General features: G+C 63.2%; 23 protein-coding genes. 12 read left to right on the forward strand and 11 right to left on the reverse strand.

Annotated elements, in window-relative coordinates; all coding sequences use genetic code 11:
• Nucleotides 1-46: 46 nt before the first annotated feature.
• Genes JQS30_RS02480 through JQS30_RS02510 form a run of 7 tightly spaced genes read right to left on the reverse strand, consistent with a single transcriptional unit; the run spans nt 47 to nt 7852 of the window.
• Complete coding sequence (locus tag JQS30_RS02480) at nt 47-1537, reverse strand: NADH-quinone oxidoreductase subunit N (protein ID WP_213171826.1); 1491 nt, start codon at nt 1535-1537, stop codon at nt 47-49.
• A complete protein-coding gene (locus JQS30_RS02485; RefSeq protein ID WP_246498016.1) occupies nt 1538-3007 on the reverse strand; it encodes a complex I subunit 4 family protein in 1470 nt (489 codons plus the stop codon). It abuts the gene before it with no gap.
• On the reverse strand, nt 2998-4881 hold the full coding sequence (locus tag JQS30_RS02490; protein WP_213171827.1) for an NADH-quinone oxidoreductase subunit 5 family protein: 1884 nt from the start codon (nt 4879-4881) through the stop codon (nt 2998-3000). The genes JQS30_RS02485 and JQS30_RS02490 overlap by 10 nt, the downstream gene beginning before the upstream one ends.
• 1 nt (nt 4882) lies before the next feature.
• A complete protein-coding gene (gene nuoK / locus JQS30_RS02495; RefSeq protein ID WP_213171828.1) occupies nt 4883-5245 on the reverse strand; it encodes an NADH-quinone oxidoreductase subunit NuoK in 363 nt (120 codons plus the stop codon).
• The gene (locus JQS30_RS02500) at nt 5233-5409 is read right to left on the reverse strand and encodes a hypothetical protein (RefSeq protein WP_213171829.1); all 177 of its coding nucleotides are present in this window, start codon (nt 5407-5409) and stop codon (nt 5233-5235) included. Before JQS30_RS02500 ends, nuoK begins: the two co-directional genes overlap by 13 nt.
• Nucleotides 5410-5465: 56 nt before the next feature.
• Complete coding sequence (gene mqnP, locus JQS30_RS02505) at nt 5466-6398, reverse strand: menaquinone biosynthesis prenyltransferase MqnP (RefSeq protein ID WP_246498017.1); 933 nt, start codon at nt 6396-6398, stop codon at nt 5466-5468.
• On the reverse strand, nt 6395-7852 hold the full coding sequence (locus JQS30_RS02510) for a menaquinone biosynthesis decarboxylase (protein WP_213171830.1): 1458 nt from the start codon (nt 7850-7852) through the stop codon (nt 6395-6397). Before JQS30_RS02510 ends, mqnP begins: the two co-directional genes overlap by 4 nt.
• A 66-nt stretch (nt 7853-7918) precedes the next feature.
• Here JQS30_RS02510 and JQS30_RS02515 point away from each other — a divergent pair, with 66 nt between their 5' ends.
• Nucleotides 7919-8572, forward strand: a complete 654-nt coding sequence (locus tag JQS30_RS02515; protein WP_213171831.1) for a UbiX family flavin prenyltransferase — start codon at nt 7919-7921, stop codon at nt 8570-8572.
• Between the two features lie 331 nt (nt 8573-8903).
• Here the strand turns inward: JQS30_RS02515 and JQS30_RS02520 are convergent, their stop codons facing one another.
• Nucleotides 8904-9116 (reverse strand): BldC family transcriptional regulator, encoded by a 213-nt coding sequence (locus JQS30_RS02520; protein WP_213171832.1) that lies wholly within the window; start codon nt 9114-9116, stop codon nt 8904-8906.
• A 116-nt stretch (nt 9117-9232) separates the two neighbouring features.
• On the opposite strand from JQS30_RS02520, the gene JQS30_RS02525 reads away from it, so the two are divergent.
• Nucleotides 9233-9760 (forward strand): Lrp/AsnC family transcriptional regulator, encoded by a 528-nt coding sequence (locus tag JQS30_RS02525; RefSeq protein ID WP_213171833.1) that lies wholly within the window; start codon nt 9233-9235, stop codon nt 9758-9760.
• Nucleotides 9693-10769: an L-cysteine desulfhydrase Cds1 gene (cds1, locus tag JQS30_RS02530; RefSeq protein ID WP_213171834.1), complete on the forward strand. Its 1077-nt coding sequence runs from the start codon at nt 9693-9695 to the stop codon at nt 10767-10769. Before JQS30_RS02525 ends, cds1 begins: the two co-directional genes overlap by 68 nt.
• 98 nt (nt 10770-10867) lie before the next feature.
• On the opposite strand, the gene JQS30_RS02535 is transcribed toward cds1, so the two are convergent.
• From JQS30_RS02535 to trpS, 3 genes are all read right to left on the reverse strand, one after another.
• On the reverse strand, nt 10868-12100 hold the full coding sequence (locus JQS30_RS02535; RefSeq protein WP_213171835.1) for a YihY/virulence factor BrkB family protein: 1233 nt from the start codon (nt 12098-12100) through the stop codon (nt 10868-10870).
• A 148-nt stretch (nt 12101-12248) separates the two neighbouring features.
• Nucleotides 12249-12896: a 2'-5' RNA ligase family protein gene (locus tag JQS30_RS02540; RefSeq protein WP_246498018.1), complete on the reverse strand. Its 648-nt coding sequence runs from the start codon at nt 12894-12896 to the stop codon at nt 12249-12251.
• A 171-nt stretch (nt 12897-13067) separates the two neighbouring features.
• A complete protein-coding gene (gene trpS, locus JQS30_RS02545; protein WP_213171836.1) occupies nt 13068-14114 on the reverse strand; it encodes a tryptophan--tRNA ligase in 1047 nt (348 codons plus the stop codon).
• 334 nt (nt 14115-14448) lie between these two features.
• Between trpS and galE the strand changes: the two genes are divergently transcribed.
• The 9 genes from galE (at nt 14449) to JQS30_RS02590 (ending at nt 25689) form a co-directional block, all read left to right on the forward strand.
• Nucleotides 14449-15420, forward strand: coding sequence for a UDP-glucose 4-epimerase GalE (gene galE, locus JQS30_RS02550; RefSeq protein WP_213171837.1), 972 nt, complete (start codon nt 14449-14451; stop codon nt 15418-15420).
• Between the two features lie 175 nt (nt 15421-15595).
• Nucleotides 15596-15934, forward strand: a complete 339-nt coding sequence (locus JQS30_RS02555) for a hypothetical protein (RefSeq protein WP_213171838.1) — start codon at nt 15596-15598, stop codon at nt 15932-15934.
• 578 nt (nt 15935-16512) lie between these two features.
• Nucleotides 16513-17595: a BMP family lipoprotein gene (locus JQS30_RS02560; RefSeq protein ID WP_213171839.1), complete on the forward strand. Its 1083-nt coding sequence runs from the start codon at nt 16513-16515 to the stop codon at nt 17593-17595.
• 228 nt (nt 17596-17823) lie between these two features.
• Entirely contained in the window at nt 17824-19554 is a 1731-nt protein-coding gene (locus JQS30_RS02565) for an ABC transporter ATP-binding protein (RefSeq protein WP_425498847.1), read from the forward strand.
• Complete coding sequence (locus tag JQS30_RS02570) at nt 19551-20828, forward strand: ABC transporter permease (protein ID WP_213171840.1); 1278 nt, start codon at nt 19551-19553, stop codon at nt 20826-20828. The genes JQS30_RS02565 and JQS30_RS02570 overlap by 4 nt, the downstream gene beginning before the upstream one ends.
• A gap of 5 nt (nt 20829-20833) precedes the next feature.
• On the forward strand, nt 20834-22144 hold the full coding sequence (locus JQS30_RS02575) for an ABC transporter permease (RefSeq protein ID WP_213171841.1): 1311 nt from the start codon (nt 20834-20836) through the stop codon (nt 22142-22144).
• Between the two features lie 2 nt (nt 22145-22146).
• Nucleotides 22147-22539 carry a cytidine deaminase gene (locus tag JQS30_RS02580; RefSeq protein WP_213171842.1) on the forward strand — a complete coding sequence of 131 codons (393 nt, stop codon included), beginning with the start codon at nt 22147-22149 and terminating at the stop codon, nt 22537-22539.
• A gap of 68 nt (nt 22540-22607) precedes the next feature.
• The gene (locus tag JQS30_RS02585) at nt 22608-23888 is read left to right on the forward strand and encodes a thymidine phosphorylase (RefSeq protein WP_213171843.1); all 1281 of its coding nucleotides are present in this window, start codon (nt 22608-22610) and stop codon (nt 23886-23888) included.
• Between the two features lie 322 nt (nt 23889-24210).
• Nucleotides 24211-25689: a SulP family inorganic anion transporter gene (locus JQS30_RS02590; protein WP_213171844.1), complete on the forward strand. Its 1479-nt coding sequence runs from the start codon at nt 24211-24213 to the stop codon at nt 25687-25689.
• Nucleotides 25690-25720: the final 31 nt, after the last annotated feature.

The raw sequence follows: 25720 nt of genomic DNA on the forward strand, positions 1-25720 counted from the left end.
GCGTGCGGCACGATCACCGCGCTATCTGGACCTGATGGCCGACCCATCAGCCGAACTGGGCCCAGCTCAAGACGAGCTCGGGAAGGAAGCCGATGGCCAGGAGCATGATTCCCGCCACCACCGCCACCGCCAGGGTGGGGCCGTGCGCCTGGTAGTTACTGGGCGCACCGATGAGGATCGTACGCAACAGCCGCAGATAGTAGACCAGACCGATGGCGGTGCCAACGATGACGGCGATGGCCAGCCCCACCGAAGCCCCGGCCAACCATTGCAAGATGGCGACCTTCGCGAACAGCCCCGCCATGCCAGGCGGCAGCCCCGCCAGACCCGCGACGGCCACCGCCAGGAGAGCCGCGGAGCCGGGCCGCTGATGCCACAACCCGCTCAAGTCCCGGATGAACCCGCCATCGTTATCACCGCGAATGGCAGTCAGGACCGTCAAAGCGGTCGCCTCCATAAGCACGAAGAACACCGCGTAGGCGAATGCGGCCGCCGCCGCCAGCGCCGGATCAGCACGCCCGGTGAGTGTCACCAGCGCGGCCAATGGAGCCAACAGATAGCCCGCGTGCGCGACCGAGGACCAGGCAAAGAGACGTACCGTACGCCGCTGGGAGAGCGCTCCCAGGTTGCCAACGAGAATGGATGTCAGCGACAACGCGACCAGAATCGTCCCCACCGTCAGCGGCGCGCTGGCGAGGCCAAAATAGGTGATCCAGATGATCGCGACCGCTCCGGCCAGCTTCGATGCGCTGGCCAGGTAGGTGACCACCGGTAGGGGGGCGCGGTCATAGACCAGTGGAGCCCAAGCGTGCAGGGGAGCGGCGGCGATTTTGAACGCCAATCCGCCAATGAGGAGCGCGACTCCGGCCGCGACCAGCGCCGGATGGGCCTCGGAGAGATCCAGCGCGCTGAGGTGAACAGTCCCGGCGGCCGCGTAGAGGATCGCCGCACCCATGAGCGCGGTGGCGCCGGTGGTGACCGAGGCGATCAAATATGTCACGCCCGCCTCGGTGGAGGCTCGGTCACCGCGCAGGCTCACCAGGATGTACAGCGGCAATGTCACCGTCTCCACGGCGATGATGATCGTGATCAGGTCGCGGCTGGAGGCCAGCACCACCGCCCCGGTGAAGGAGGCCATGAGCAAGAAAAGATACTCGCCCACCGGCTTCGACTCCGCCGCCGGATCGAACGGTCTCTCACCTTCGCTTCCAAGAGGGGCTGTGGCCAGGAAGCGGGCCGACAGCGCGACGGTCAGCAAGGTTAGCGCCGCGAACACGACCACCGCGGCGATGGCGGGCCGGTCCAGGACGAACGTGAAGTGTCCGGCCACGGGGAAACTGACCAGACCATCGAGCCCCTCGGCGGCCGCGCCCAACCAGATGGCCGCGGCTCCCGTCGCGGCGACCCCCAGGGCCGCCAGGGCCGATAGGGCCCGCCGGTTACTCCACAGCAGGTCCAACACCAGCACCAACACCGCCGTGGCGGCCGCGATGTAGGCCGGTAGCAGCGCCAGGTGATTGATCGCTTGTGCTTCCATCTAGAACGCCCCCCAGCCGATGCCGTCGGCGAACATGTCGAGCATGAGCCACGGGGCTAGACCCAGCAGCAGGGTCAAGAGCACCAGGGGCGACCAGATCGCCAGCTCGGACTTACGCAAATTCGTGTCCACGATGGCCCTCACCGCCGGGGCCGGTTGGCCGTAGACGACCTGTTTGAGTAGCCGCAAGAAGTACGCCACCGTCAACAGGGCTCCCACCGCCGCGACAACGGCGGCGATCAACCACATCCCACCCAGTGACGCGGTGGCGTAGACGGTGAACGCCTCGCCCCAGAAACCGGCCAGGCCCGGCAGCCCCAGCGACGCCAACGTCCCAAAACCCAACAGTCCCGCCACCGACGGCGCAACGATACGCAGCCCACCCAGCTGGGAGAGGATTCCGGTGTCCGTGCGGGCCTTGATGCCGCCGACCATAAAGAACAGCAGTCCCGTGATCAACCCGTGCGCGATGTTGGCATACAGCGCCGCGTACATGCCCGAGAGCGTGCCCGTGGCCAACGCCAGCACCACAAAACCCATGTGTCCCACCGAAGAGTAGGCGATCAGTCGCTTCAGTTCCGTCTGCGCCAGACACACCAGCGCGGCGACGACAATGCCCAGTGAGGCCAATGTCGCCAATACTGGCGCAGCCTGCGCCGCCCCATCGGGAGCCGTGCCGAAAGCGACCCGGATCAGCCCGTACGTGCCCAGTTTGAGCAGCACCCCGGCCAGAATCACCGAACCGACCGTGGGGGCGGCGGTGTGCGCGTCGGGTAGCCACGAATGGAACGGCCACAGTGGTGCCTTCACGGCGAAGCCGATCGCCAGCAAAGCGAATGCCGCCAGCGACAGTTCCGGGGAAATCCCGCCAGCGGCGATAATGTCGCTCAAACCAGCGGTGCCGGTGTCGAACACCACCAGAAACAGGCCCGTCGCCATCAAAAGTGAACCCGACAGCGTGAACACGGCGAACTTAGCGGCCGCGTGCCGGGAACCTTTACCGCCCCACCAATAGATGATCGCCCACATCGGCAGCAGCACCGCCTCGAAGGCGATAAAGAACAGCACCAGATTGTCGGCCAAGAACACCGTCGACACCGCCGCTTGCACCGCCAACAACCCAGCGGCCAGCGCACCGGGCCGGTGCATCGGGTTGGCGACCGTATGCACGCAGCACAGGAAGGTCAACAACGCGGTCAACGCCACCAGTGGCCAGGAGATCCCGTCGACGCCCAACGCGAAATCCAAATGCGCGCTGGGAGCCCACGGATACGACACTTCATGCCACCAGCGGCCAGCGCTACCCTCAGCGCGATCAAAAGGCAATACCGCGACCGCCACCAGCGACAGCACCGCAATACCAGTGGCCAACTGCGCGGCCCAACGGCGATGCCGCACCAGCCACACAAGAAGCGCCCCCGCCGTCGGCAGTGCCACCACAGCGATCAACGCCAGCGAACCTAGGACCACAAGCTCACCCCTATCGCCGCGATGGCCACCAGCAACGTCCCAGCGACTCCGATGCGCAAATACGTCACCAACCCGCCCCGATGCGCCATGCTGACGTGCCGCGAGACGTTTTCCGTGGTCGATTCGGCTCCACTGACCGCCCCGTCGACCAAGCGCGTCTCCACGGCCACGGCCGCGGCGCTGGCGGCGCGGGCCACAGTACGCGCGGCCGACTTCTGCGCCCGGTCCAGATAGAACCCTTCACTAAACGGGATAGCCCGCCACCCGCCGGGAACCCTGTCGCGCAAGAGGATCTTTTGCGTCCGGCGCCAACGGTCGATGGTCGCGATCGCACCAATGAACGCCGAGACCAACAGCAACGTCATCACGTCCAAGTGGAACGACGGCAAAGCCGTGAACGGCCCGGCGAAGTAGGCAACGCCCAACGTCGCCGTTGGCACCAACAGCACATACAGCGCCGCAGCCAAGAGCGGTTGCACCCTCTGGGGCCCCATCCGCGTCTGCTCCTGGACCGGCTGCGCCTCGGTGGCCTTCGACTCTGGCGCTGAGGTGCCCTCGCTGCGGGCCGCATCGGGACGCACCGGCCGCGCGAACAGCCACAGCCACAGCCGGATCGCGTAAGCGGCGGTCAGCGCGCTGGCGACCATCCCGGCCCAAAAGACGACGATTCCGGCGGCTGTGGCCTGCTCGTAGGCCGCGCCGAGGACGGTTTCCTTGCTCCAGAAGCCGCTGAATGGCGGTAGGCCGATGAGCGCGGCCAGCCCGATGGTCATGGCCCAGAACGGCAACGGATGTTCCTGCCTGGACAGGCGAGTGCGGCGAATGTCCCCGCCCGCGGTGGTCTGGGCGATGATGACCCCGGCGGTGAGGAACAGCAGCGCCTTAAAGGCAGCGTGTGTGAGCAGGTGAAACAGCGCGGCATCGGCGGAGGCGACCGCCACGGCGGCGAACATGAACCCGACCTGGCTGACCGTTGACCAGGCGAGGATGCGTTTGAGGTCATTGGCGGCCAACGCGAACGTTGCCGCCATCAGCATCGACAGCGCTGCCACAATGGCGATCACCAGCAGCGCCTGGGTGTGCCACACCGGAAGCAGCCGTACCAATACGTACGCTCCGGCGGCGACCATCGTCGCCGCGTGGATGAGCGCTGAGATTGGGGTCGGCCCGGCCATCGCGTCGGGCAGCCACGTATGCAGCGGGAATTGGGCGCTCTTTCCGACACAGCCCAGCAAGATCAACATCAGTGACCAGGTGACGAGTGTGGGGGAGAGGTCGGCCGCCACAATATCGGAGATACGGAAGCTCCCGGCAGCCGAACCCAACAGCATGACGCCAAGGATGAAACCGACATCGGCGAACCGTGTCACCAGGAACGCCTTGGTCGCCGCGCCCGGCGCGGTGCGCAAACGCGGGTTATGGGCGATGAGGAGATAGGAGCACGCGCCCATGATCTCCCAGCCCACCAGTAGCATCACCAAGTCGTCAGCGGCCACGACCAGCAGCATCGCCGCGCAGAACAAACTGATCTGGGCCGCGTAGGGGCCATAGCGTTCATCGTCACGCATGTACGTCACCGAGTACAGCTGCACCAAGGTGGCCACCCCGGCCGCGGCCAAGGCGACCGCGGCGGTGACAGGGGACATCGCCATCGACGCGGTGACGGTGACATCCCCGAAGTCAGCGAGGCGATAAGTGGTGGCCAGTGACGTCCCGGCCAGCGCGATGACGGCGGCGGCGACCGTTGCGAGGCCCGTCCCGGCCAAGGCCAGCGCCAACGAAAGCCTCGTTTGTGGGCCCTTGCACAGCAGCCCCAGCAGCCCGGCGGCACTGGGGGCGGCGATCATGATCCAGGCGAGAGTTTCCACTTGCACGTCAATCACCCGCCTGCGTCGTGGCGCTCGGCGGCACGTTTTGGGCTCGCTCGGTGGTCATCCGCACGCCCGATTCCTGCGGTAGATGGTCGGTATCGATCGAGGACCGGGCCCGCCACAGCCGCAAAACCAGCGCCAAACCGACCCCGACCTCAGCGGCGGCGATCACCACGATGAACATGGCGAAGCTTTGCCCCGTGTGCGCGCCATGCGAGACATCGGCGGTCACCAAAGTGATGTGCACAGCCGCCAACATGATCTCCACGGCCGCCAACTGCAAAATCGCGTTTCGCCTTGTCAAGATCCCGTACACGCCGATGGCGAACAGGGCCGAGGCCAGCACATATCCGATTAGTGGATGCACGCGGCCTCCTCAAACCCCACCCGGGCCAGGAAACCAGCGGAGGCCACGGCATGCGCCCCTGGCTGAACATCTATGCCTGCGCCCTGGCGGGAGCGCACCTGAATGAACCGACGCGCGGCAGCAGGCCGCTGACCGTCGGACGAATAGGCCATAGGGGGCAACATGCCCCTTATCTTCGCGTAATTGTGTCCCCAGGCCAAGGGTCTAGGGACGCGATTCGTTAACGAAACAGCAAATCCAGGGCCGCGAAGGCGAACAAAGCCATCGCCACGAAGCCATTGGCGGTGAAAAACGCCCGATTCACCTTCGACAAGTCGTGCGGCTTGACGAGTCGGTGCTCCCAAATCAGCGCCACCGCCACGATGGCCAAACCGATCCACCACAGCGCGCCGAACGAGGCCCACAACCCAAACCACACCAACAGAGCCCAGGTCAGGGCGTGAGATGCGGATGAAGCACGCAACGCCGTGGCCACCCCGAAACGCGCCGGAGTCGAACGCACCCCCGAAGAGCGGTCAAACTCGACATCCTGGCAGGCGTAAATCAGGTCGAACGCCCCGATCCACAGGCCCACAGCCAGCCCCAACACGATGGCAGGGCCCGAACCGGCGAACGTGCCGGTGACGGCCAGCCACGCGCCCACCGGGGCGACCATCTGCGCCAGACCCAACACCGCGTGCGGGAAGTCGGTAAACCGCTTGGCGTACGGGTAGACGATCAGCGGGGCTACCGCCAATGGGCTCAACACCAGGCACAACGGGTTCAACAGCGCCGCCGAACCCACAAAGAACACCAGGCTCACCGCGCAGCCGACATAGGCGGTGGGCAATGACACCGCGCCCGTGACCAGCTCCCGCTGCGCCGTCCGGGGATTGCGAGCGTCAATGTGCCGGTCGATGATCCGGTTCGCCGCCATCGCCAAGGTCCGCCCGGCCACCATCGCGACCGTGACCAACACCAACACATCCCAGCGCATCCATGAGCCATCCGCAGCCGGATGCAACCGCATCGCGGTCAACGTGGCCAAGTAGGCAAACGGCAGCGCGAACACCGAATGCTCGATCGCGACCATCTTCAAGAACGCCGAGATCGGATTGCGGCGGCGCGCGAGGCCGGGGTCAATGCTCTCCGGGGAGGTGGGGGCGGAACTCACAAGCCGTACTCTTCCCAACGTTGGTCGACATGGGCCTTCACAGCCGAGGACATCTTCATCATTTCCGGCCAGCCGCGCGTGTACCCCTCCGAGGGCAACTTGGCCGTCGCGTCGATTCCGGCCTTACCGCCCCAGAACTGGTGGTACGAGGCGTGGTCCAGATGATCCACCGGACCCTCCGTCAACAACAGGTCATGCGAATAGTCCACATTGCCCAGCGCCCGCCACGCGACCTCCGAGTAATTGTGCACGTCGCAATCGGAGTCCACCACCACGATCAATTTCGTCAAGCTCATCATATGAGCGCCCCAGATCGCGTTCATCACCTTCTGCGCGTGCTTGGGGTATTTCTTGTCGATCGACACGATCACGCAGTTGTGGAACACCCCCGCAGGCGGCATCGAATAGTCCACGATGTCGGGGATCAGGATTTGCAACAGCGGCTTGAAGATCCGTTCCGTGGCCTTACCGAGGCCATGATCCTCCTGCGGCGGAATCGAGGTCACGATCGAGTGATACACCGGGTTCTTCTGCATGGTCATCGTCTCGATATGCATCACCGGGAAGTCCTCCACCGGAGTGTAGAAACCCGTGTGGTCGCCGAAGGGCCCCTCGGGCATCCGCTCGCCCGGTTCGACCCAACCCTCCAAGATGACCTGCGCATTCGCCGGCACCTGCAAGGGAACGCTCACGCAGTCGACCATCTCGACGCGCTGGCCGCGCAGAAACCCGGCGAACAGGTATTCGTCGATGTCGCTGGGCAGTGGCGCCGAAGCGGCGTAGGCGGTGATGGGATCCGCCCCGATGGCAATGGCGATGGGTAGACGCTCTCCGCGTTTTTCCGCCTGCGCGTAGTGCTGGGTGGAGTTCTTGTGGATCTGCCAATGGAGGCCCAGGGTCCGGCTGTCGTGCTGTTGGAGGCGATACAGTCCCAGGTTGCGTTTGCCGGTGGCCGGGTCCTTGGTGTGGGTGAGGCCGAAGTTGTGGAAGATGCCGCCGTCTCCGGGCCACACCTGTAGGCCGGGCAGCTTGTTGAGGTCCACCTCATCGCCGGTGAGCACCACTTGTTGACAGGGGGCGGACTTGACCTTCTTCGGTGGCAGCGACTTCAGCTGCATGATCTTGCCCAGCCCTTCCCGGATGCCAGACCAACCGACGGGCATTTCGGGTCGGGCCAGTTCTCCGATGCGGTCCCCGACCTCGTCCAGGTGCTCCACACCCAGCGCCATTGCCATACGCTTCTCGGTGCCGAACAGGTTCATGGCGATGGGCATGTCACCGCGCGTCGGGTTTTCGAACAGCAGGGCTGGGCCGCCGTCCTTGACCACCCGGTCGGTGATTTCGGCGATCTCCAAGGTGGGATCAACCGAGGCTGACACGCGTTTGAGCTCCCCCGCAGCCTCCAGGGCGCTGAGGAAGTCTTTCAGGTCTTCAAAAGGAAACTTTGCAGCCACGCCCCCATTCAACCACTCGATAGGCGTGTTACCCACCCCACGTGTCACGCTAAGTAGGTGACGACTATGCGTAAGCCATCAGCGCGACCCCCTCGTAAGCCCTGGGTAGTCGGCGTCTCGGGTGCCTCCGGATCTCCGTATGCGAAGGCTGTCATCACCGCCTTGCTGGAGGCGGGCGAATCGGTGGATCTCATCGTGTCCCGGGCCGCCCGACTCACGTTGCTCGACGAGACCGGGTTCACCATCCGCGATGCCCATTGGCAAATTGACGTGGAGAAATGGCTGGAACGTGAGGTCGACCCAGAGCAAGTGCGCTACTGGCAGGTGACCGATTTCGCCGCCGGTCCATCGTCGGGTTCCTATCCGGTAAAGGGCATGTTGGTCGTCCCGGCGACCTCGGCGGCCTGTGCCGGGATCGCCCGGGGTCTCAGCAAGGACCTCCTGCAACGGGCGGCCGATGTGAACCTCAAGGAACAACGCCCGGTCGTCATCGTCTCTCGTGAGACTCCGTTGTCGCGCTCTCACCTGGTCAACCAGGTGGACTTGCACGACGCTGGGGCGCTGATCTTGCCCGCCACTCCAGGCTTTTACGCGGGGGCACGCGATGTGCAGCAGCTGGTTGACTTCGTGGCGGGGCGGATCTTGGACGCGATCGACGTGCCGCATACGCTCTATCAACGCTGGGAAGGCGAACTGGGCGCCGCTCGCAAGCCCGATTGAGCCCGTGGCCGCGTTGAGTCGGTGGTCAGCGCGTTATTTCGCGGGGCCACAAACGATGGCCGTCGGCCAGTGGGTGGGATGAGCGCACAAATTAGCGGATCCTCGCGCCCAACCTGGCCGGTGTCTGCGAGTGATCCGCTAAGAAGCCTAAAGATGTGAGGCGCATCCTGCGCCAGGTGTGCGATCTGGCGGGAGGTTGAGCCGGTGGACCTGGCAACGTGCGCCAGCTGGGTGAACGTCGCACGAATGCGATCCGATTTACGGCCTAACTGGTTGAATCTCGTTGCGGTTCAATCAGAATTAGCCCGTAAAATCATGCGTTTACCTGTGATTAATAGGAACTTGCGCCAGTGTGGCCTTCGGAGAGGCTGATTTCTCCTTCGAGTAGCGCACGAACCTCCGACTCACGGAAACGCCGGTGACCACCCGGAGTGCGGATGCTACCAATGCGCCCGGCCGCGGCCCAACGGGTCACAGTCTTAGGGTCAACGCGGAATAGAGAAGCAACCTCACCTGGTGTAAGTAGGCGGTCTTCAGCTTCCATGACAATTCCTCCCCGTGATGAATGTTCACTTCGTGCGGTTAATCCCATTACAACACTATTCCGGCAAAGCTGCCATGAGTTCTTGAACATACTTTCGGTTAGATAAACTCATCCACGTGGACGACATTGATAGGAAACTTGTAAACATTCTGTGCGCGGACGGTCGCACCTCGTATGCCGAATTGGCGCGCCAAGTCGGACTAACACCGCCCTCGGTCCAAGACCGGGTAGCGAAGTTGGAACGCACTGGAGTGATCGTTGGCTACCGAGCCGTGGCCGACCCCGCCAAAATAGGTCTAAATGTGACTGCTGCCATCGGAATTGGCACCCAGTCAGGGCGCGAGTACGCTCAAATTGCCAGTGAATTCGAGAAGATCGACGAGATCGAGTCTTGCTACTTCGTCGCTGGACGGGAGTCGTACCTCATCAAGGTGCGCGTCCCCGACATGAGTGACCTGCAGGACTTGCTGGAGCGCATCGGCGCCATCCCCGGGGTGGCGGAAACCCGCACCACCATTGCGATCACGACTCACTGGGAAGGACGCCCCCAAGAGGTCAAAGACAGGGAGTTAACCCATGGAAATCGCCGACCGAAGCTCATCCGTCGCTCGCGAATGGGTCAACTGGGCGGTTTCCACCGTTGAGGCGGACGCGAACCGATCAGCAGACACGCATCTGCTGCCATTCCCCCTGCCCGAACACTGGGGGGTACAGCTGTACTTGAAGGATGAGTCGGTGCACCCGACCGGCTCGCTCAAGCACAGGCTAGCCCGATCGCTGTTCCTGTACGGCCTGTGTAACGGATGGATCGACAAGGACACGACCATCATCGAGGCCTCCTCGGGCTCTACGGCCGTGTCCGAGGCCTACTTCGCCCGCATGCTCGGCCTGCCCTTCGTCGCCGTCATGCCCGCGTCCACCAGCGCTCAGAAGATCTCGGTCATCGAGTTCTACGGCGGTAAGGCGCATCTGGTCGACGACGGTTGCGCGGTCGTGCCTACCGCACAACGTCTGGCCGCCGAACTCGGTGGCCATTTCATGGATCAGTTCACTTACGCCGAACGAGCCACAGACTGGCGCGGCAATAACAATATCGCCGAGTCGATTTTCGAGCAGATGAGTTTGGAAGCCCACCCGATTCCAGAGTGGATTATTGTGGGAGCAGGAACAGGCGGAACTTCTGCCACAATAGGCCGCTATTTGCGATACCAGCGCCACAATACAAAGCTATGCGTTGTTGATTCAGAACATTCCGCGTTCTTTCACGGATGGAAAGAATCCAATCCCGAATACACCGTCGAGGAGCCTTCACGCATTGAGGGCATCGGCCGTCCGCGAGTGGAAGAATCGTTTATCCCGCAGCTCGTCGATCGCATGGTGAAGGTCCCCGACGCCGATTCGATCGCGTGCGTGCGGTGGGCCTCGAAACGTATGGGGCGCAAGCTAGGTGGGTCGACGGGAACGAACCTGTGCGCCGCGTTTGATCTCATCAGCCACATGAGGCGCCAGGGGCGGCAGGGTTCTGTGGTGACCCTGTTGTGTGACGACGGAGCTCGCTACACCCACACCTATTTCGATGACGACTGGGTAGCTTCCCAACAGATGGATCTGGCGCCGATGTACGCCCGGCTCGAAGAACTCTTCGCGTCCTGAAGCCGATGGGACACCGCTGAACTCGACTGCTGGAATCGGGTACCGGCCAGTAGCGATGAGCTGTTCGGTGGCCACACCGCATCAGCGACCGTCATGCGCTATTCGCGGCGCTGACTATCCTTATCGGACTGTGAATGGGTGTCTCCTGCGCTGTCGTCTGCGCCCTCGACGACAAGGTCGCGCGGATTGCCATTGGGCTCGGACTCCACCTGCTGTGCCAAACGTTGCGAATCGATGCTTTCTCGCTGCGAGAGGTCATAGGCGGTTCCGCGCTGGCTGGTGGCCGTCCACGCGGCGGCGAAGAGCAACATCTGATTGAAGATGTACAAGAACACGAGCAGACCCACGGCGGTGGCGACCGCCTGATAGGCGGGTCGGTCGGTGGCTCCCGTGATGTAGAAGCGGCCGACGGTCTTCAACAGTTCCAGGCCGATTGCCACCGCCAGTGCCGCACCGACGATGCGGCGCAGCGGGATGGCTAGGCGGGGAAGTGCTTGCAGGATTGCCGCGGCCAGGATCGCGTTGACGAACACACCCAGCAACAGGCTGGAGGCGGCGATGAGGAATGTCTGTCCGCCACCGTTGGCCGCCTCGTCGTTGACCCACGACACTAGCCACTCGGCTCCGGCGGTGATCGACACAGTGGTGATGAGGAGAATGCCCAGCCCGACCAGAACCCCGAGGTCGACCAGCCAGCGAACGACCAGGTTGCCCGGTTCCGGTGGGAGCCCCCAGATGGTGCGCACGGAGAAACGGACGGCTTTGACCCAGGCCACGCCAGCGATAAGAAGGCCCGCGAGTGCGAGGACCCCAACACCGGTGCGCGAGTCTTCCAACATGGCGATGTCGACAACGGGCAGGTTGGTCTCCAGCCAGTCTTCCACTGCGGCATAGAGCCGTGGGATGTTGAGCATGTAGCCGAAGACGGCGACCGCTAGCAGTGACAGTGAGAACGCAGCGAAGAAGGCGTAGTAGGAGATCGCGGCGGACAGCTGGCTGCCGCCGATGGAACCGAAGCGTTTGAACGCCAAGACCAGATGGTCGATGCTGGAGGATTTTTGGCGGATCGCCATCACGCGCGCACCGAAGCCGCTTTCCTTCTTCTCGTCGGATTCCGTGGAAGTGGCCTGGTCAGGGCGATCATCGAGCTCGGTATCGTGCGCCTGAGAACGCGCCTCGACGCTTTGGCGATCATGCACGGCCGGATCTTGCGACATGGTCTCAGCGCAGATCGGATCGGTGGTTGAGGTTTGGGCGGGCTTGGCCGTGCGGTCGGTAGCGGGATCGTCGTGGGCGCGGTCGCCCGGGGTTGGGTTCGGCTTGTCAGTCACCCCTTGATTGTGTCGCTTCAAAGGCGACTTCGCATGAGTCTGCCGACAAGACCACTCACAGCCAGACATTTTTCTGCCGGGATGGGCCGAATATAGCCCACCGGAGTCTGTCGCAATGGGCCTGTGGCGCGGAGTTGGTTCGCCCAAACTAGGCGGCGCGGAGCGCGAAAGTGCGCTGTGGCAACCATTCGGTGTTGGTCGGCTCTGACTTGTGCAGGTACCAGGTGAAGGAGTCGACCTCGAACTTCGCTTCGAAGGTGGCGAATTTGGAAAAGATGGAGTCGAGCGCCGCCGAGTCGACATCATGCGCGATCGTCACGTGCGGATGGTAGGGAAATCGCAGCGGACGCCACAGCAGCTTGCTGCGGATACGACCGGCCAGCTGTTCGCAGGAGGATATTCCCTCGGCGATCGCGACGAACACCACCTCGGTGATCGGGCGGAACGAACCGGTGCCTCGCAGATGAAGGGTAAACGGGCGTGACTGCTCTGCGACCTCGTGCAGGTGCCTCTCGACGGAGTCCAGGTCTGACCGAGGGACTTCGGTGGGGCCCAAGAGAGTGACGTGTGCTGGCACGATGCCCCCATTGGGGTCGCCCGCCTCAATCCGGGCGTTGTCCAGTTGCTCCCGCCAAGGCTGCGGGATTGGGATCGAGACCCCGATGGTGCTCATTGACTCCTCGTCGTCGCCCAATTCGGCTTCCTCGGCGAAAGAATCGGGCCGGAATCCGTTGTCACCGCCGGAGGTGAGCGTTCCAGCGGTGTCGACTCCCTCAATGGTGGTGCCCTCGCGCACTACGTCCACTCCTACCAGCTTCTTCCTCGGCTCACGGTGAGGCGCAGCGGGTGTGCGTCAGCACCACGGAGATCGAGCCCACCACAGGAGTCGGGGCTTGAGCCTGTTGCCACGACGTCGCGCACCCGCTCGCGCCTTCGTTCGGGCGATATTTGCGCTGAACTCATGGTGTTAGGACTTATTGTCGCCGGGAAGGGACACTGGTGGGAAGAAGCCAACCCTGTCGTATACGCGCGCCAACGTGGTCGAGGCGACCTCGCGGGCCCGTTGCGCGCCGGAGTCGAGGACTCGTTGTAGTTCGGCCTGGTCGGACAAATACTCCTGAGTGGACTTGGCGATGGGTTCGCAGAAGTCCGCCACCACTTCACCGAGGTCCTTTTTCAGATCCCCGTAGCCCTTGCCCGCGTAGTCCGCCTCCAGCTGCTGGAGTGACTTGTCGGCCAACGCCGAGTAAATCACCAGCAGGTTAGACACGCCCGGCTTGTTTTCCGGGTCGTAGGTGACCTCGGAGCCGGTGTCGGTCACCGCTGAGCGGATCTTCTTGCGGATGCGGGCCGGTTCGTCACGCAACTCGATGAGACCGTTCTTGGTTGAGTTTGACTTCGACATCTTCCGTTCGGGGTCGCCCAGATCCTTGATGGTGGCCGTTTCTTTGAGGATGTGCGGCTCCGGAACGGTGAACACGCGCTTGTAGGTGTTGTTCATCCGGATGGCCAGGTCGCGAGTCAACTCCAGGTGCTGGCGCTGGTCTTCACCCACTGGGACTGCATTGGCCTGGTACAGCAGGATGTCGGCCGCCTGCAAGATGGGGTAGGTGAACAGCCCGACCGAGGTGCGCTCCTGCTTGGAGGACTTGTCTTTGAACTGGGTCATGCGACTGGCTTCGCCGAACCCGGTCTGGCAGTTGAGAATCCAGGCGAGCATGGCGTGTTCGGGTACGGCCGACTGCGGGAAGATGATCGACTCGTCCAGGTTCACACCAAGTGCCAAGAGTTGGGCGGTGGCAATAAAGGTGCGTTGCTTGAGCACTTTGGGGTCATAGGCGACCGTGATGGCGTGCATGTCGGGAATGAAGTAGAAGCACTCGTGAGTTTCCTGCAAGCTAACCCAGTTCCGCACCGCACCCAGGTAGTTCCCCAGGTGGAACGAGTCTGCGGTGGGTTGGATGCCGGATAGAACGCGAGGCTTTCGCGTCGATGCTGGATTCTCTTGCGTCATGACTCCATTCTGTCATCCCCAGGTGCGAGTTTTGACGCCAGGTTAGCGGCGTTTCCAGCTGATTCGGACAAGAAGGCGCAGGCAGTGGCCCAGTGTGATGCGCCAATGGGCACGCTCGAGGGATACACGCTCTGGGCACCTGGGGCGGGTAGGGTTGGCACCAGGCTGAGACAAAGGGCGATGTATGCCGTCGCCTACCTCCGTAAACGTGTCTTCATGCGGTATTGGCGGTGCGATCGAATACGCACGATTGGCGCCGATGCGCAAGATCTGAGAACACGGCGCGCTTGCGTATGCCATCACGATTGAGCACCTGGGTTACCGGAGGAACACCGTGAAGTATCTCGTCACTGGCGGAGCTGGATTCATTGGCGCCACTGTCGCCACCATGTTGATGGAGGCCGGGCACGAGGTGGTCGTCATTGACGACTGCTCCCGGAACTCGCAGCGGTTTGTTCCCGCTGGTGCGAAGTTGGTCCGCAAGCGAGTCCACGAGGTGGCCGATGTTCTCGATTCCAGCTTCGATGGAGTGCTGCATTTCGCTGGTCTGATCGCGGCGGGGGAGTCGGTGGAGTTCCCCGAACGATTCTGGGACAACAACGCCGTTGGCACCCTGGTGCTCCTGGAGACGATGCGCAAGAGCGGTGTGCGCAAGCTGGTGTTCTCGTCCTCGGCCGGGGTGTATGGCAACCCCGAGAGCGTCCCGATCACCGAAGATGCCGCGACTAACCCGGTGAATGCCTACAGTTACACCAAATTGAGCTGCGATATGGCCATCGCCTCGGAGGCCGTGGCTCACGGCCTAGCCGCCGCCAGCCTGAGGTACTTCAACGTAGCCGGTGCCTACCGGGACAAACAGGGAACCTGGCGTGGGGAGAACCATGAGCCAGAGACCCACCTCATTCCGATCGCGCTCGAGGTTGCCGCTGGTAAACGCGACAAACTAGCGATCTTTGGAGACGACTACCCGACGCCGGATGGAACCTGCGTTCGCGACTATATTCACGTGGCCGACTTGGCCCAGGCACATTTGCTGGCATTGGACCACGTGGAGGCCGGGGAACACCGGGTGTACAACCTGGGTTCGGGTACCGGCTACTCGAACGCGCAGATCGCGCAGGCGGTTGCCCGAATCACCGGCCGAGAGATTCCGGTCGTCTACACCGATCGGCGTCCGGGAGACCCGGCGGAGTTGGTTGCCTCCTCGCAGCGGGCGAAGTCGGAGCTGGGATGGAAGCCCACCCGCGATTCGCTGGAGCAAATGGTGGGCGACGCGTGGGCCTACTATCAACACACTCAGGCCTGAAGCGGGGATTGACGGCCGCCGAGCCGGGGCATCGCGTGGCTTATTCCGGCGCGATGGCGGCCAGTGGTCGGCCCTAAGCGTGGGAGCAGCTTATTTAGGGTGGCCTTAGCGCCGCGTCCCACATGTTATTCGGAGGCCAGTCGATTGCGTACGTCCGCAATGGAATACTGCCCTCATGGATGTACTGCAATCGATCGTCGTGTTTCTGCACCTCCTTGGCATGGCCATGATCTTTGGGCCCTGGGCAATGGGGATGCTTGAGAAAAAGCACCGCACTTCGATGACCATGGTCATCGGGGCTGCGACGCAGCTGGCCACCGGCATCATGCTGGCCGGGCTGGCTGGGGCCGACGGCAACCACGCCAAGATCGGCATCAAGGCCGTCTTGGCGCTGCTATTGGCCATCATGATCGTCGTTCCCTGGTACAAGAAACGAGAAAAGGTCGCCAGCGGCCACTTCTACGGCATCGGTGGTCTGACCATCATCACCGTCGCCATCGCTGTCCTCTGGTAGAGAGGCCCGCGATGGTCAATTGCTAGCGCCGACGCGGCAGCGCCGCAGTGTGCAAGGCAGTATCGTCCCAACCACTTAAGCCCCTCAGGGTCTTATCCTTTCCGGTGGTCCCGCCTTCCGTGCGGGGCCACCGGGCTTTTTGGGGTCGATCCCCGCTGAACGCCGTACGGGTTGGCTTAGGCTATGTTCGACTCATTGGGGCTCGACTCAGGCCTGGTCATCGACCGCTGAGGCGAGTTCCGGCCATGAAAACGCACAGGGCCAGACACACGCAAACGCAATGGCGGACGAAGAGGCCCAGCCAATGAAATTCGCCCGGGGGCATTCGGGACAAAACCGGAAAGGTCGGGAGCACCTCCACGCTCCACGCACAGCACAGCGACGGTCACCACGGTTTCCGCTCGGCGTAGCGACATACCCAAAGCAGAATCAAATAATGATCTTGGCAATTACGATTCAGTAACGGCCGGTACCTTTTTGGTTGCGAGGTATGGCAGTGAGTGGCCTCGACCAGCTACTTTCGCCCAGGACCCGAAATTCATCGGATGATTCGACCGCCCGACGATTGGATGCAAACAATGGCAACGAAGCTAGGGAAAACCATCTTGGCGGGGCTGGGGGCTGCCAGCCTAGTGGCCGTCGCCGCCTGCGCCGAGCCGCCGGCGGACGACAACGGAAACGGCAACGACCCCGAGGCCTCCTTCACCGCGTGCATGGTGACCGACACCGGCGGAGTCGACGACCGATCCTTCAACGCCTCGGCTTGGCTGGGCATGGAGAACATCCGTGACGACAACGACGACATCGCGATCGAATACCGGCAGTCCAACTCTTCGGCCGACTTCGAGCCCAACCTGCGCACCTTTATCGACGAAGGCTGCGACTTCATCATGTCCGTCGGTGGGCTGATGGAAGACGCCGCCGAGCAGATTGCCCAGGAAAACCCGGACGTCCGCTTCGGCATCGTCGACGGAATGGTCGCCGAACCCAACGTCCACTCCATGGAGTTCAACACCGCCGAGTCATCGTTCCTCGCCGGTTACCTGGCCGCCGGAATGACCGAAACCGGCGCCGTTGGAACCTACGGCGGCATGAACATCGCCCCCGTGACCATCTTCATGGACGGCTTCGCCGAAGGCGTCGCCCACTACAACGACGAGCACGGCGAAGACATCGAAGTGCTCGGCTGGAACGTCGAGAGCCAGTCCGGCTCGTTCACCGACGACTTCCAAGACACCACTGCCGGCCGCGCGTTGGCCGAAACTCTCGTCAGCCAGGGTGCCGACATCGTCTTCCCCGTGGCCGGACCGGCCGGGGTCGGAGCCGCCGCCGTCGCCGACGAAGACGACAACGTCTCCTTGATCTGGGTCGACATTGACGGATGCACCTCGCTGGAAGAATACTGCGACGACATCCTGTCGACCTCGGTGAAGAACATTCCCGACGCGGTGTACGAAGCCATCGAAAACGCCTACAACGAAGGCGACATGGACGCACACTACGTCGGAACGCTGGAAAACAACGGCGTTAGCCTCGCTCCGTTCCACGAAATGGACTCGCTGGTCTCCGACGAACTCAAGAGCGAACTGGAAGCCCTCGAGGCCGCCATCATCGCTGGCGACGTCACCGTCGAATCTCCGGCCACCCCGGAACGCGACTAAGCCGCATAGCCAGCCAGGAACCCGGCCACGGGTTCCTGGCTGCTCTGGCGGCCAGAGCCATGGCCCTGGCCGCCAGAGCAGAGATTTTGCCGTCAGTCCAGCCCCGACGCCAGGCGTACCGCCACGGCGTCCGAGCCTGGCCGGGACGTCAGGACCACGCAGCCACCACCGTCACAGCACCCACGGTGCGGCACGCCCAACCTGGTGGGCATTCAAAGGAGTAGGACCCTGAAACTCGAACTGCGGGCGTTGACGAAGAAGTTTGGGACCTTCGTCGCCGACGACAACATAGACTTGGTGGTTCAACCAGGGGAAATCCACGCTCTGTTGGGGGAAAACGGAGCCGGGAAATCCACCCTGATGAACATGCTCTACGGGCTGCTCGAACCCACCTCCGGGGAAATCCTCATCGACGATGAACCGGTCACGTTCGACAACCCCAAACAAGCCATCCGCGCGGGTATCGGCATGGTGCACCAGCACTTCATGCTGGTGCCGCCGTTCACCGTGGCCGAAAACGTCATGCTCGGACGGGAGTATCACCGCTACGGGGTGCTCAATCGCAAAGCCGCCCGCCAGGCCGTTATGGACGTGTCCGAACGCTACGGACTGCGCGTTGACCCCGACGCGCTCATCAAAGACATTCCGGTGGGCGTGCAGCAGCGAGTCGAGATCATCAAGGCGTTGCTAGGGGACTGCCGCCTGTTGATCATGGACGAACCCACCGCCGTTCTCACCCCGCAAGAGATCACCGAACTGCTCGACATCATGCGCACCCTGGCCGAGTCGGGCACGTCGATCATCTTCATCAGCCACAAGCTCAAAGAAGTCAAGGCCATCGCCGATAAGATCACCGTGATTCGGCGCGGCAAAGTCACCGGCGACCTCACCCCGGACGTGTCGGAGATGGAACTGGCCTCCGCCATGGTCGGCCGCGACGTCAGCCTCACCGTCGACAAGGGCCAATCCACTCCCGCTGACTCCAGCCTGGAGATCCGCGACCTCACCGTCATCGACGAACGCGACTGCCGGGCCGTCGACGGGCTCGACCTCACCGTCCGACGCGGGGAAATCCTCGGCATCGCTGGAGTTGAGGGCAACGGCCAAACCGAACTCGCCCGGGCCCTCATCGGCCTGGCCGGGCACGCCGCCGACGGAGCCAAAGAGAAGATGACCGGCTCCATCAAGTTCCACGGCCGTGAGGTCAGCCGTTCCTCACCGTTGCGCCGCATCCGGCTGGGACTGGGCTACATTCCCGAAGACCGAGCCCGCCACGGCCTCATCAAAGACTTCACCGTCGCCGAAAACTTGGTCCTCAACCAAATCGGAGACGAACCATACTCACGCAACGGGGTGCGCAACTTCAACGCCATCCATGAACTGGCCGAACGGTCGATCTCCACCTTCGACATCCGCACCGAAGGGCCCGACAAGCCCGCCAGCTCACTCTCGGGCGGGAACCAGCAAAAACTCATCATCGCCCGCGAATTCTCCCGCAAGCTGGAGCTTCTGGTCGCCTCACAACCCACTCGCGGGGTCGATGTGGGCGCCATCGAGTTCATCCACAAGCGCATCATCGAAGAGCGCGACGCCGGAGCCGGAGTCCTCCTCATCTCCTCCGAACTCGATGAGATCCTCTCGCTGTCCGACCGCGTCGCCGTCATGTACAAAGGCAAAGTCGTCGCCGTGGTGCCCCCCGACACCCCACGCGAAGTCATCGGCCGCTACATGGCCGGGGCCGTGCAAGAAGGCGTCGACGCGACCATCCCCGACGCGGTCGTCACCCTCGCAGGCGGCGCGACGGTCGGGGCCACGGCCACCGACGACGTCGCAGCACAGATCAGCGAAGAGCCAGCCGCGGACGCAGTCGTCGAGATCAGCGACCACGACGACCCCGAAACCGACCCCACCACGAACGACCCCGCACCCGAGGACGACAGTAAAGGAGGTGACAAATGAGCACCACCACCGAAACCGGACACGACCCCAAGAGTCCAGGCACCGACGACAAGCGCGACGGATTCGTCACCGTCTTCGGCCGCTACCTGGCCACCGCCAACACCTTCATGGTCACCGTGTACTCGCTGTTGCTCGCCCTGGTCATCGGCGGACTACTCATCATCATCTCCGACCCGCACGTACGCGGGACGTGGACATACTTCTTTAGCCGACCCCAGGACGCCTTCAGCGCCTCGTGGGACGCCGTCAGCACCACCTACGCCAACCTGTTCAACGCCTCGATCATCAACGTCAACACCGTTGGCGCCTGGCTCAGCGGCGAAACCACCTTCGGCCGGGTCCTCAACCCGATCTCCGAAACGCTCTTCTACGCCACCCCACTGATCCTCACCGGACTGGCCGTAGCCCTAGCGTTCCGCGCCGGACTGTTCAACATCGGTGCCGAAGGCCAAGCCATCATGGGAGCCATCGCCGCAACCGTCGTCGGCGTCAGCCTCGGACTGCCCTTCTACCTGCACCTACCCATCGCGCTCCTAGCCGGAACCATCGCCGGAGGCCTCTACGGAGCCGTACCGGGCATCCTTAAAGCCCGCACCGGAGCCCACGAAGTCATCGTCACCATCATGATGAACTTCATCGCCCTGCACTTCCTGCTGTGGGCACTGGGCACCACCGTGCTCGACAACCCCGACCGCACCGAGGCCATCTCCAAAACTGTCGAGACCTCAGCCCAACTGCCGCCGCTACTGAGCTTCCTCGGCAGCCACCTGCGCGTCCACCTCGGACTCTTCGTGGCCCTAGCCGCCGCCGTCGTCACCTGGTGGCTGTTGTCGCGCTCCACCTTCGGCTTCCGCATCCGTGCCGTCGGCGCCAACGCCGACGCCTCAGCGGTCGCGGGTATCTCAGTGGCCCGCACCTACGGCTCCTCCATGGGAGTCTCCGGAGCCCTCGCCGGGCTCGGTGGCGCGGTCATCCTGCTGGGAATGAACCCGTACTACCTCACCGACGACCGCATCATGAACATCGGCTTCGACGGAATCACCGTGGCCCTCCTGGCCCGCGCCAACCCCTACGGGGTCGTCGCAGCGGCATTCCTCTTCGGAGCGCTCAGAGCCGGAACCCAAGCCATGCAACCAGCGATCCCCATTGACATGGCAACCCTGCTGCAAGCCATCATCGTGCTCTTCATCGCCGCGCCCGCCCTGGTCAAGGCGACCCTGCATCTCAAGACACCACGCGGTGGCCTGACCACCCTCTCGGCGAAAGGCTGGTGAGAACCATGACGAAGACCGAAGCTCTCACCACCGAAAAGTTCGAACAAACGGAGTCCACCCGCGACCGACACCTCAAAGCGGGCATCTCATTCGCCCTGCTGGGAGCTGGCGTCGCCGCCATCGCGGTGTTCGCCGTCGCCAGCGAGGCGCGCACCGTGCTGCGACTCAACATCACCCGACCCGACGTCTCCTTCGCCGTACCCACCGCGTTGACCATGATCGCGCTGGGCGCCATCGCCTTCGCACTAGGCGCGATCATGCTCGCCGGGATATACCGCCGCCTCTATGTCTTGGCCACCTCAGGAGCCGTCGCCGCCATCGCGCTGGCGCTCGTACTGTGGGGATTCGGGCGGCCAGGGGTGCAAGTACCGCTGGAATCGCTGCTCGCCGGGACCCTATTCCTGGCCCTGCCGCTCATCCTCGGCTCGCTCTCCGGCGTACTATGCGAACGCAACGGCGTCATCAACATCGGCATCGAAGGCCAATTCCTCATGGGAGCCTTCGTCGGCGCGCTCGCCGCGACCATCGCCAACAATCCGTACATCGGCATCATCTTCGCCATGATCGCCGGGTCGCTCACCACCATGCTGCTAGCCGTCATGGCCGTGCGCTACCAAGTCAACCAGATCGTGCTCGGCGTCATCCTCAACGTGCTCGCGCTGGGACTCACCGGGTTCCTCTTCGACCGCGTCATGCGCGACGAACCGATTAGTTTCAACCGCCCAGGAGGCGTACCGCGCCTCGGAAGCGTCCTCGAGGGCGTCCCCGTCCTCGAGAAGCTGCCCACGATTCCCCTAGTCGGGCCGCTGTTGTTTAACCAAAACATCTTCGTCTACGCGGCGCTGTTCGCCGTAGTATTCCTATGGTTCGCGCTCTTCCACACCCGCTGGGGCCTACGCACCCGCGCAGTCGGCGAACACCCCCACGCCGCAGACTCCGTGGGCATCAACGTCAACCGCTTCCGCTTCTGGAACGTCACCGCCGCCGGAATGCTCTCGGGCATGGGTGGAGCCTTCTTCACCATCGGACAAACACTCGCGTTCTCCAAAAACATGAGCGCCGGTCTGGGATTCGTCGCCCTCGCGGTCATGATCATCGGCCGCTGGAACCCCTTCGGAGCCCTCGCCGGTGCCCTCATGATCGGATTCCTCACCGAAACCCAACGGCAAATGGCATCCATGCCCGGCGGCTCCCCGATTCCGTCCGAATTCCTCTCCATGCTGCCCTACATCGCCACCATCGTGGTCGTGGCCGGACTCGTCGGACGAGCCAAACCACCAGCGGCCAACGGCCAACCATTCACACCAGGAGGCTGACCATGAACGACATCGACTGGCCGGCCCTACGCGACGCCGCCCGCACCGCAATGCGATCCGCCTACGTTCCCTACTCGAAATACCCCGTAGGTGTCGCGGCCTTGATCGACGACGGACGCATCATCCGCGGCTGCAACGTCGAAAACGCCTCCTACGGCCTCACCCTGTGCGCCGAATGTGGCCTCGTCTCCCAACTAGCCCTCACCGGCGGCGGCCGCATCGTTGCCATGGCCTGCGTCGACGCTCAAGGAAACCCCCTCACCCCATGCGGACGCTGTCGCCAACTTCTCTACGAACACGGCGGACCCAACTGCCTCATCGACGACCACGACGGACCAGTCCCCATGAGCTACCTGCTGCCCGACGCATTCGGACCCGACCACCTCACCACCTGAGGGCCCCGCGACAGAAACCAGCGCCGGACAACACCCGCCGCGCAAACCTTGAACCAGATAGGGACGACATGTTCACCGCAGTAGACGTCATCCGCACCAAACGCGACGCAGGCGAACTGCGCAAAGAGGCCATCGACTGGGTCATCGACGCCTACACCCGTGGCGAGGTAGCCGACGAACAAATGTCCGCCCTGGCCATGGCCATCTTCCTCAACGACATGAACGCGCGCGAGATCGCCGACTGGACCGACGCGATGATCCGCTCCGGAATCCGCATGGACCTCTCCAGCGTCGGCAAACAGTGCGTGGACAAACACTCCACCGGCGGAGTCGGCGACAAAATCACCCTGCCCCTAGCCCCACTAGTGGCAGCCTTCGGCGTCGCCGTGCCACAACTATCCGGACGCGGACTCGGACACACCGGCGGCACGCTCGACAAACTAGAATCGATCCCCGGCTTCGACGTGACCATGACCGAAGACCAGGTCATCACCCAGCTGCGCGACATTGGAGCGGTCATCTGCGCGGCCTCCTCCGACCTAGCCCCAGCGGACAAAAAACTCTACGCCCTGCGCGACATCACCTCCACCGTCGAAGCGATCCCGCTCATCGCCTCCTCCATCATGAGCAAAAAGATCGCCGAAGGCACCGACGCGCTCGTACTCGACGTCAAAGTAGGGTCCGGAGCGTTCATGAAAGACGAAAAACGCGCCCGCCAACTAGCCGAAACGATGGTGCGGCTCGGAGCTGACCACGGCCTGCGCACCACCGCCCTCCTCACCGACATGAACACCCCCCTAGGCCGCACCGCAGGCAACGGACTCGAAGTCACCGAATCGGTCGAAGTCCTCGCCGGCGGCGGACCATCCGACGTAGTCGAACTCACCGTGGCACTAGCCAGCGAAATGCTGGCGCTAGCCGGAATGCCAGAGGCCGACCCGGCGCAAGCCCTACGGGACGGCCGAGCGATGGACACATGGCGCAAAATGGTGACCGCCCAAGGCGGGGACCCAGACGCGGCCATGCCCAGCGCGAAAGAAACCGCCGACATCACCGCCGACCGAGACGGCATCGTCACCACCATGGACGCCTACTCGGTCGGGGTAGCAGCCTGGCGACTCGGCGCCGGACGCACCCGCCAAGGCGAAAAAGTACAAGCCGCCGCAGGCGTGGAAATTCTCAAAACCGTCGGAGAACCCGTGCGCGCCGGAGAAGCAGTCTTCCGACTCCACACCGACACCCCAGAACGCATCGAACCGGCCCGACAAACACTGAACGGACAATGGTCCATCGGCACCAACCCACCAGCGCCGACCTCGATCGTGCTCGACCGCATCGGCACCGCCTAAGAACCCGACCACACAAACGCTTCAGCCCAAGCCAGTCGAATCCCGGGCCGCAAAAGCCGCCGCCCGGCTGACACAGCCCCACTCAACGGCACCGGGAAGCGACCTCAGGCAAACATCGTCCAGAAACGAGACCTCGCCAGCCACCCAAAAGAAACAACCTCACGCATACGGACTATCTGTAACGCTGCACACCCTCCAGCGAATCCGCACGACTGGGACCCCAACCGTGGCCTACCCTAGGAACAGCTTCTAGTACCGTCCACAGATGCGCGGTGCTCTCCACCACACTGTGAACGGTCTCTGTATGCCCAAAAATGCCGCAATGACATCGCGGCGTGCGCGATTCAGCATCCCGCGCCCCATCGTTCCCTTCCTGCGAACCGAACTCCTCGCAGGCCTCCTAGTCGCCCTCGCCCTCATCCCCGAAGCGATCGCCTTCTCCATCATCGCTGGAGTCGACCCCAGCGTCGGCCTCTTCGCATCGTTCGTCATGGCCTGCTCAATCGCATTCCTCGGCGGACGCCCAGCGATGATCTCAGCCGCCACCGGCGCCATGGCACTAGTAGTAGCCCCCCTCGTCGCCTCCCACGGAGTCGGACACCTCCTCGCCGCGACCATCCTCGCCGGAGTCATCCAAGTCATCCTGGCCCTCACCGGCGTCGCGAAACTGATGCGGTTCATACCCCGCAGCGTCCTCACCGGATTCATCAACGCCCTGGCCATCCTGATCTTCCTAGCTCAACTGCCCCACCTCCTCGGGCAAGGCTGGCTCGTCATCGCCATGGTCGCCGGAGGCCTCGCCATCATCGTGGGCCTGCCCTACCTGACCAAGGCAATCCCCGCCCCACTCATCGCCATCGCCGGACTCACCGTGCTATGCGTCGCCTTCAGCATCAGCGTCCCCACCGTCGGCGACATGGGAGAACTACCCAGCGGCATGCCATGGGTAGCGCTACCGGGCGTACCGTTCACCATGGAAACCCTCGCAGTGATCGCCCCATACGCCTTCGCGCTGGCGGCCGTGGGGCTGCTCGAATCGCTCATGACCGCGCAGGTCGTGGACGACGAGACTGACACGAACTCGAATAAGACCCGTGAAGCCGGTGGCCAGGGGATCGGCAATATCATCACCGGCTTCTTCGGTGGGATGGCTTCGTGCGCGATGATCGGCCAAACGATGATCAACGTCAAATCCGGGGCTCGGTCTCGTCTGTCGACGTTCAGCGCCGGGCTTTTCTTGCTGATCCTGGTGGTCGTGTTCGGCGGGGTTGTCGCCTCCATTCCCATGCCAGCTCTGGTCGCGGTCATGATTTTTGTGGCGGGAGTGACCTTCGATTGGCGCAGTATCCATCCGCGGACCCTGCGACGGATGCCCTTGGGAGAAACGGCCGCTATGGTCGTGACGGTCGTGACAACCGTGCTGACCCACAACCTGGCTATCGGTGTGGGGGCGGGCGTGGTCGTCGCCATGATCTTCTTCGCGCGCAAGGTCGCCCACGTAGTGGACGTCACCAGCGTTACCGACCCCGACGGCGGTACCGAGGTGTATGCGGTGACCGGGGAGCTCTTCTTCGCCTCGTGCAATGAACTGGTTTCCGCGTTCAACTATGAGGGCGATCCCGACCACGTGGTGATTGACTTGACCGACGCGCACATTTGGGATGCTTCGGCTGTTGCCGCCATGGACACCATTTGTGCCAAGTACGAGCGGCGAGGGAAGACCGTCGAAATTATGGGTCTCAATCGCGCTAGCAAGGCGATAAAGGAGAACCTGGCCGGAACCATGTCGAACGCCCATTGACACATCCGTAGCCATGGGGACGGGCTATTCG

This window comes from Natronoglycomyces albus (genome assembly GCF_016925535.1).
Taxonomy (GTDB): Bacteria; Actinomycetota; Actinomycetes; order Mycobacteriales; family Micromonosporaceae; genus Natronoglycomyces; species Natronoglycomyces albus.

Bases quoted from the DNA above. Each gene is read 5' to 3' on its own strand.
- JQS30_RS02480 (WP_213171826.1), bottom strand. From the start codon at position 1,537: ATGGAAGCACAAGCGATCAATCACCTGGCGCTGCTACCGGCCTACATC.
- JQS30_RS02500 (WP_213171829.1), bottom strand. From the start codon at position 5,409: ATGTTGCCCCCTATGGCCTATTCGTCCGACGGTCAGCGGCCTGCTGCC.
- JQS30_RS02515 (WP_213171831.1), top strand. From the start codon at position 7,919: ATGCGTAAGCCATCAGCGCGACCCCCTCGTAAGCCCTGGGTAGTCGGC.
- JQS30_RS02520 (WP_213171832.1), bottom strand. From the start codon at position 9,116: ATGGAAGCTGAAGACCGCCTACTTACACCAGGTGAGGTTGCTTCTCTA.
- cds1 (WP_213171834.1), top strand. From the start codon at position 9,693: ATGGAAATCGCCGACCGAAGCTCATCCGTCGCTCGCGAATGGGTCAAC.
- trpS (WP_213171836.1), bottom strand. From the start codon at position 14,114: ATGACGCAAGAGAATCCAGCATCGACGCGAAAGCCTCGCGTTCTATCC.
- JQS30_RS02555 (WP_213171838.1), top strand. From the start codon at position 15,596: ATGGATGTACTGCAATCGATCGTCGTGTTTCTGCACCTCCTTGGCATG.
- JQS30_RS02560 (WP_213171839.1), top strand. From the start codon at position 16,513: ATGGCAACGAAGCTAGGGAAAACCATCTTGGCGGGGCTGGGGGCTGCC.
- JQS30_RS02570 (WP_213171840.1), top strand. From the start codon at position 19,551: ATGAGCACCACCACCGAAACCGGACACGACCCCAAGAGTCCAGGCACC.
- JQS30_RS02575 (WP_213171841.1), top strand. From the start codon at position 20,834: ATGACGAAGACCGAAGCTCTCACCACCGAAAAGTTCGAACAAACGGAG.
- JQS30_RS02580 (WP_213171842.1), top strand. From the start codon at position 22,147: ATGAACGACATCGACTGGCCGGCCCTACGCGACGCCGCCCGCACCGCA.
- JQS30_RS02585 (WP_213171843.1), top strand. From the start codon at position 22,608: ATGTTCACCGCAGTAGACGTCATCCGCACCAAACGCGACGCAGGCGAA.
- JQS30_RS02590 (WP_213171844.1), top strand. From the start codon at position 24,211: ATGACATCGCGGCGTGCGCGATTCAGCATCCCGCGCCCCATCGTTCCC.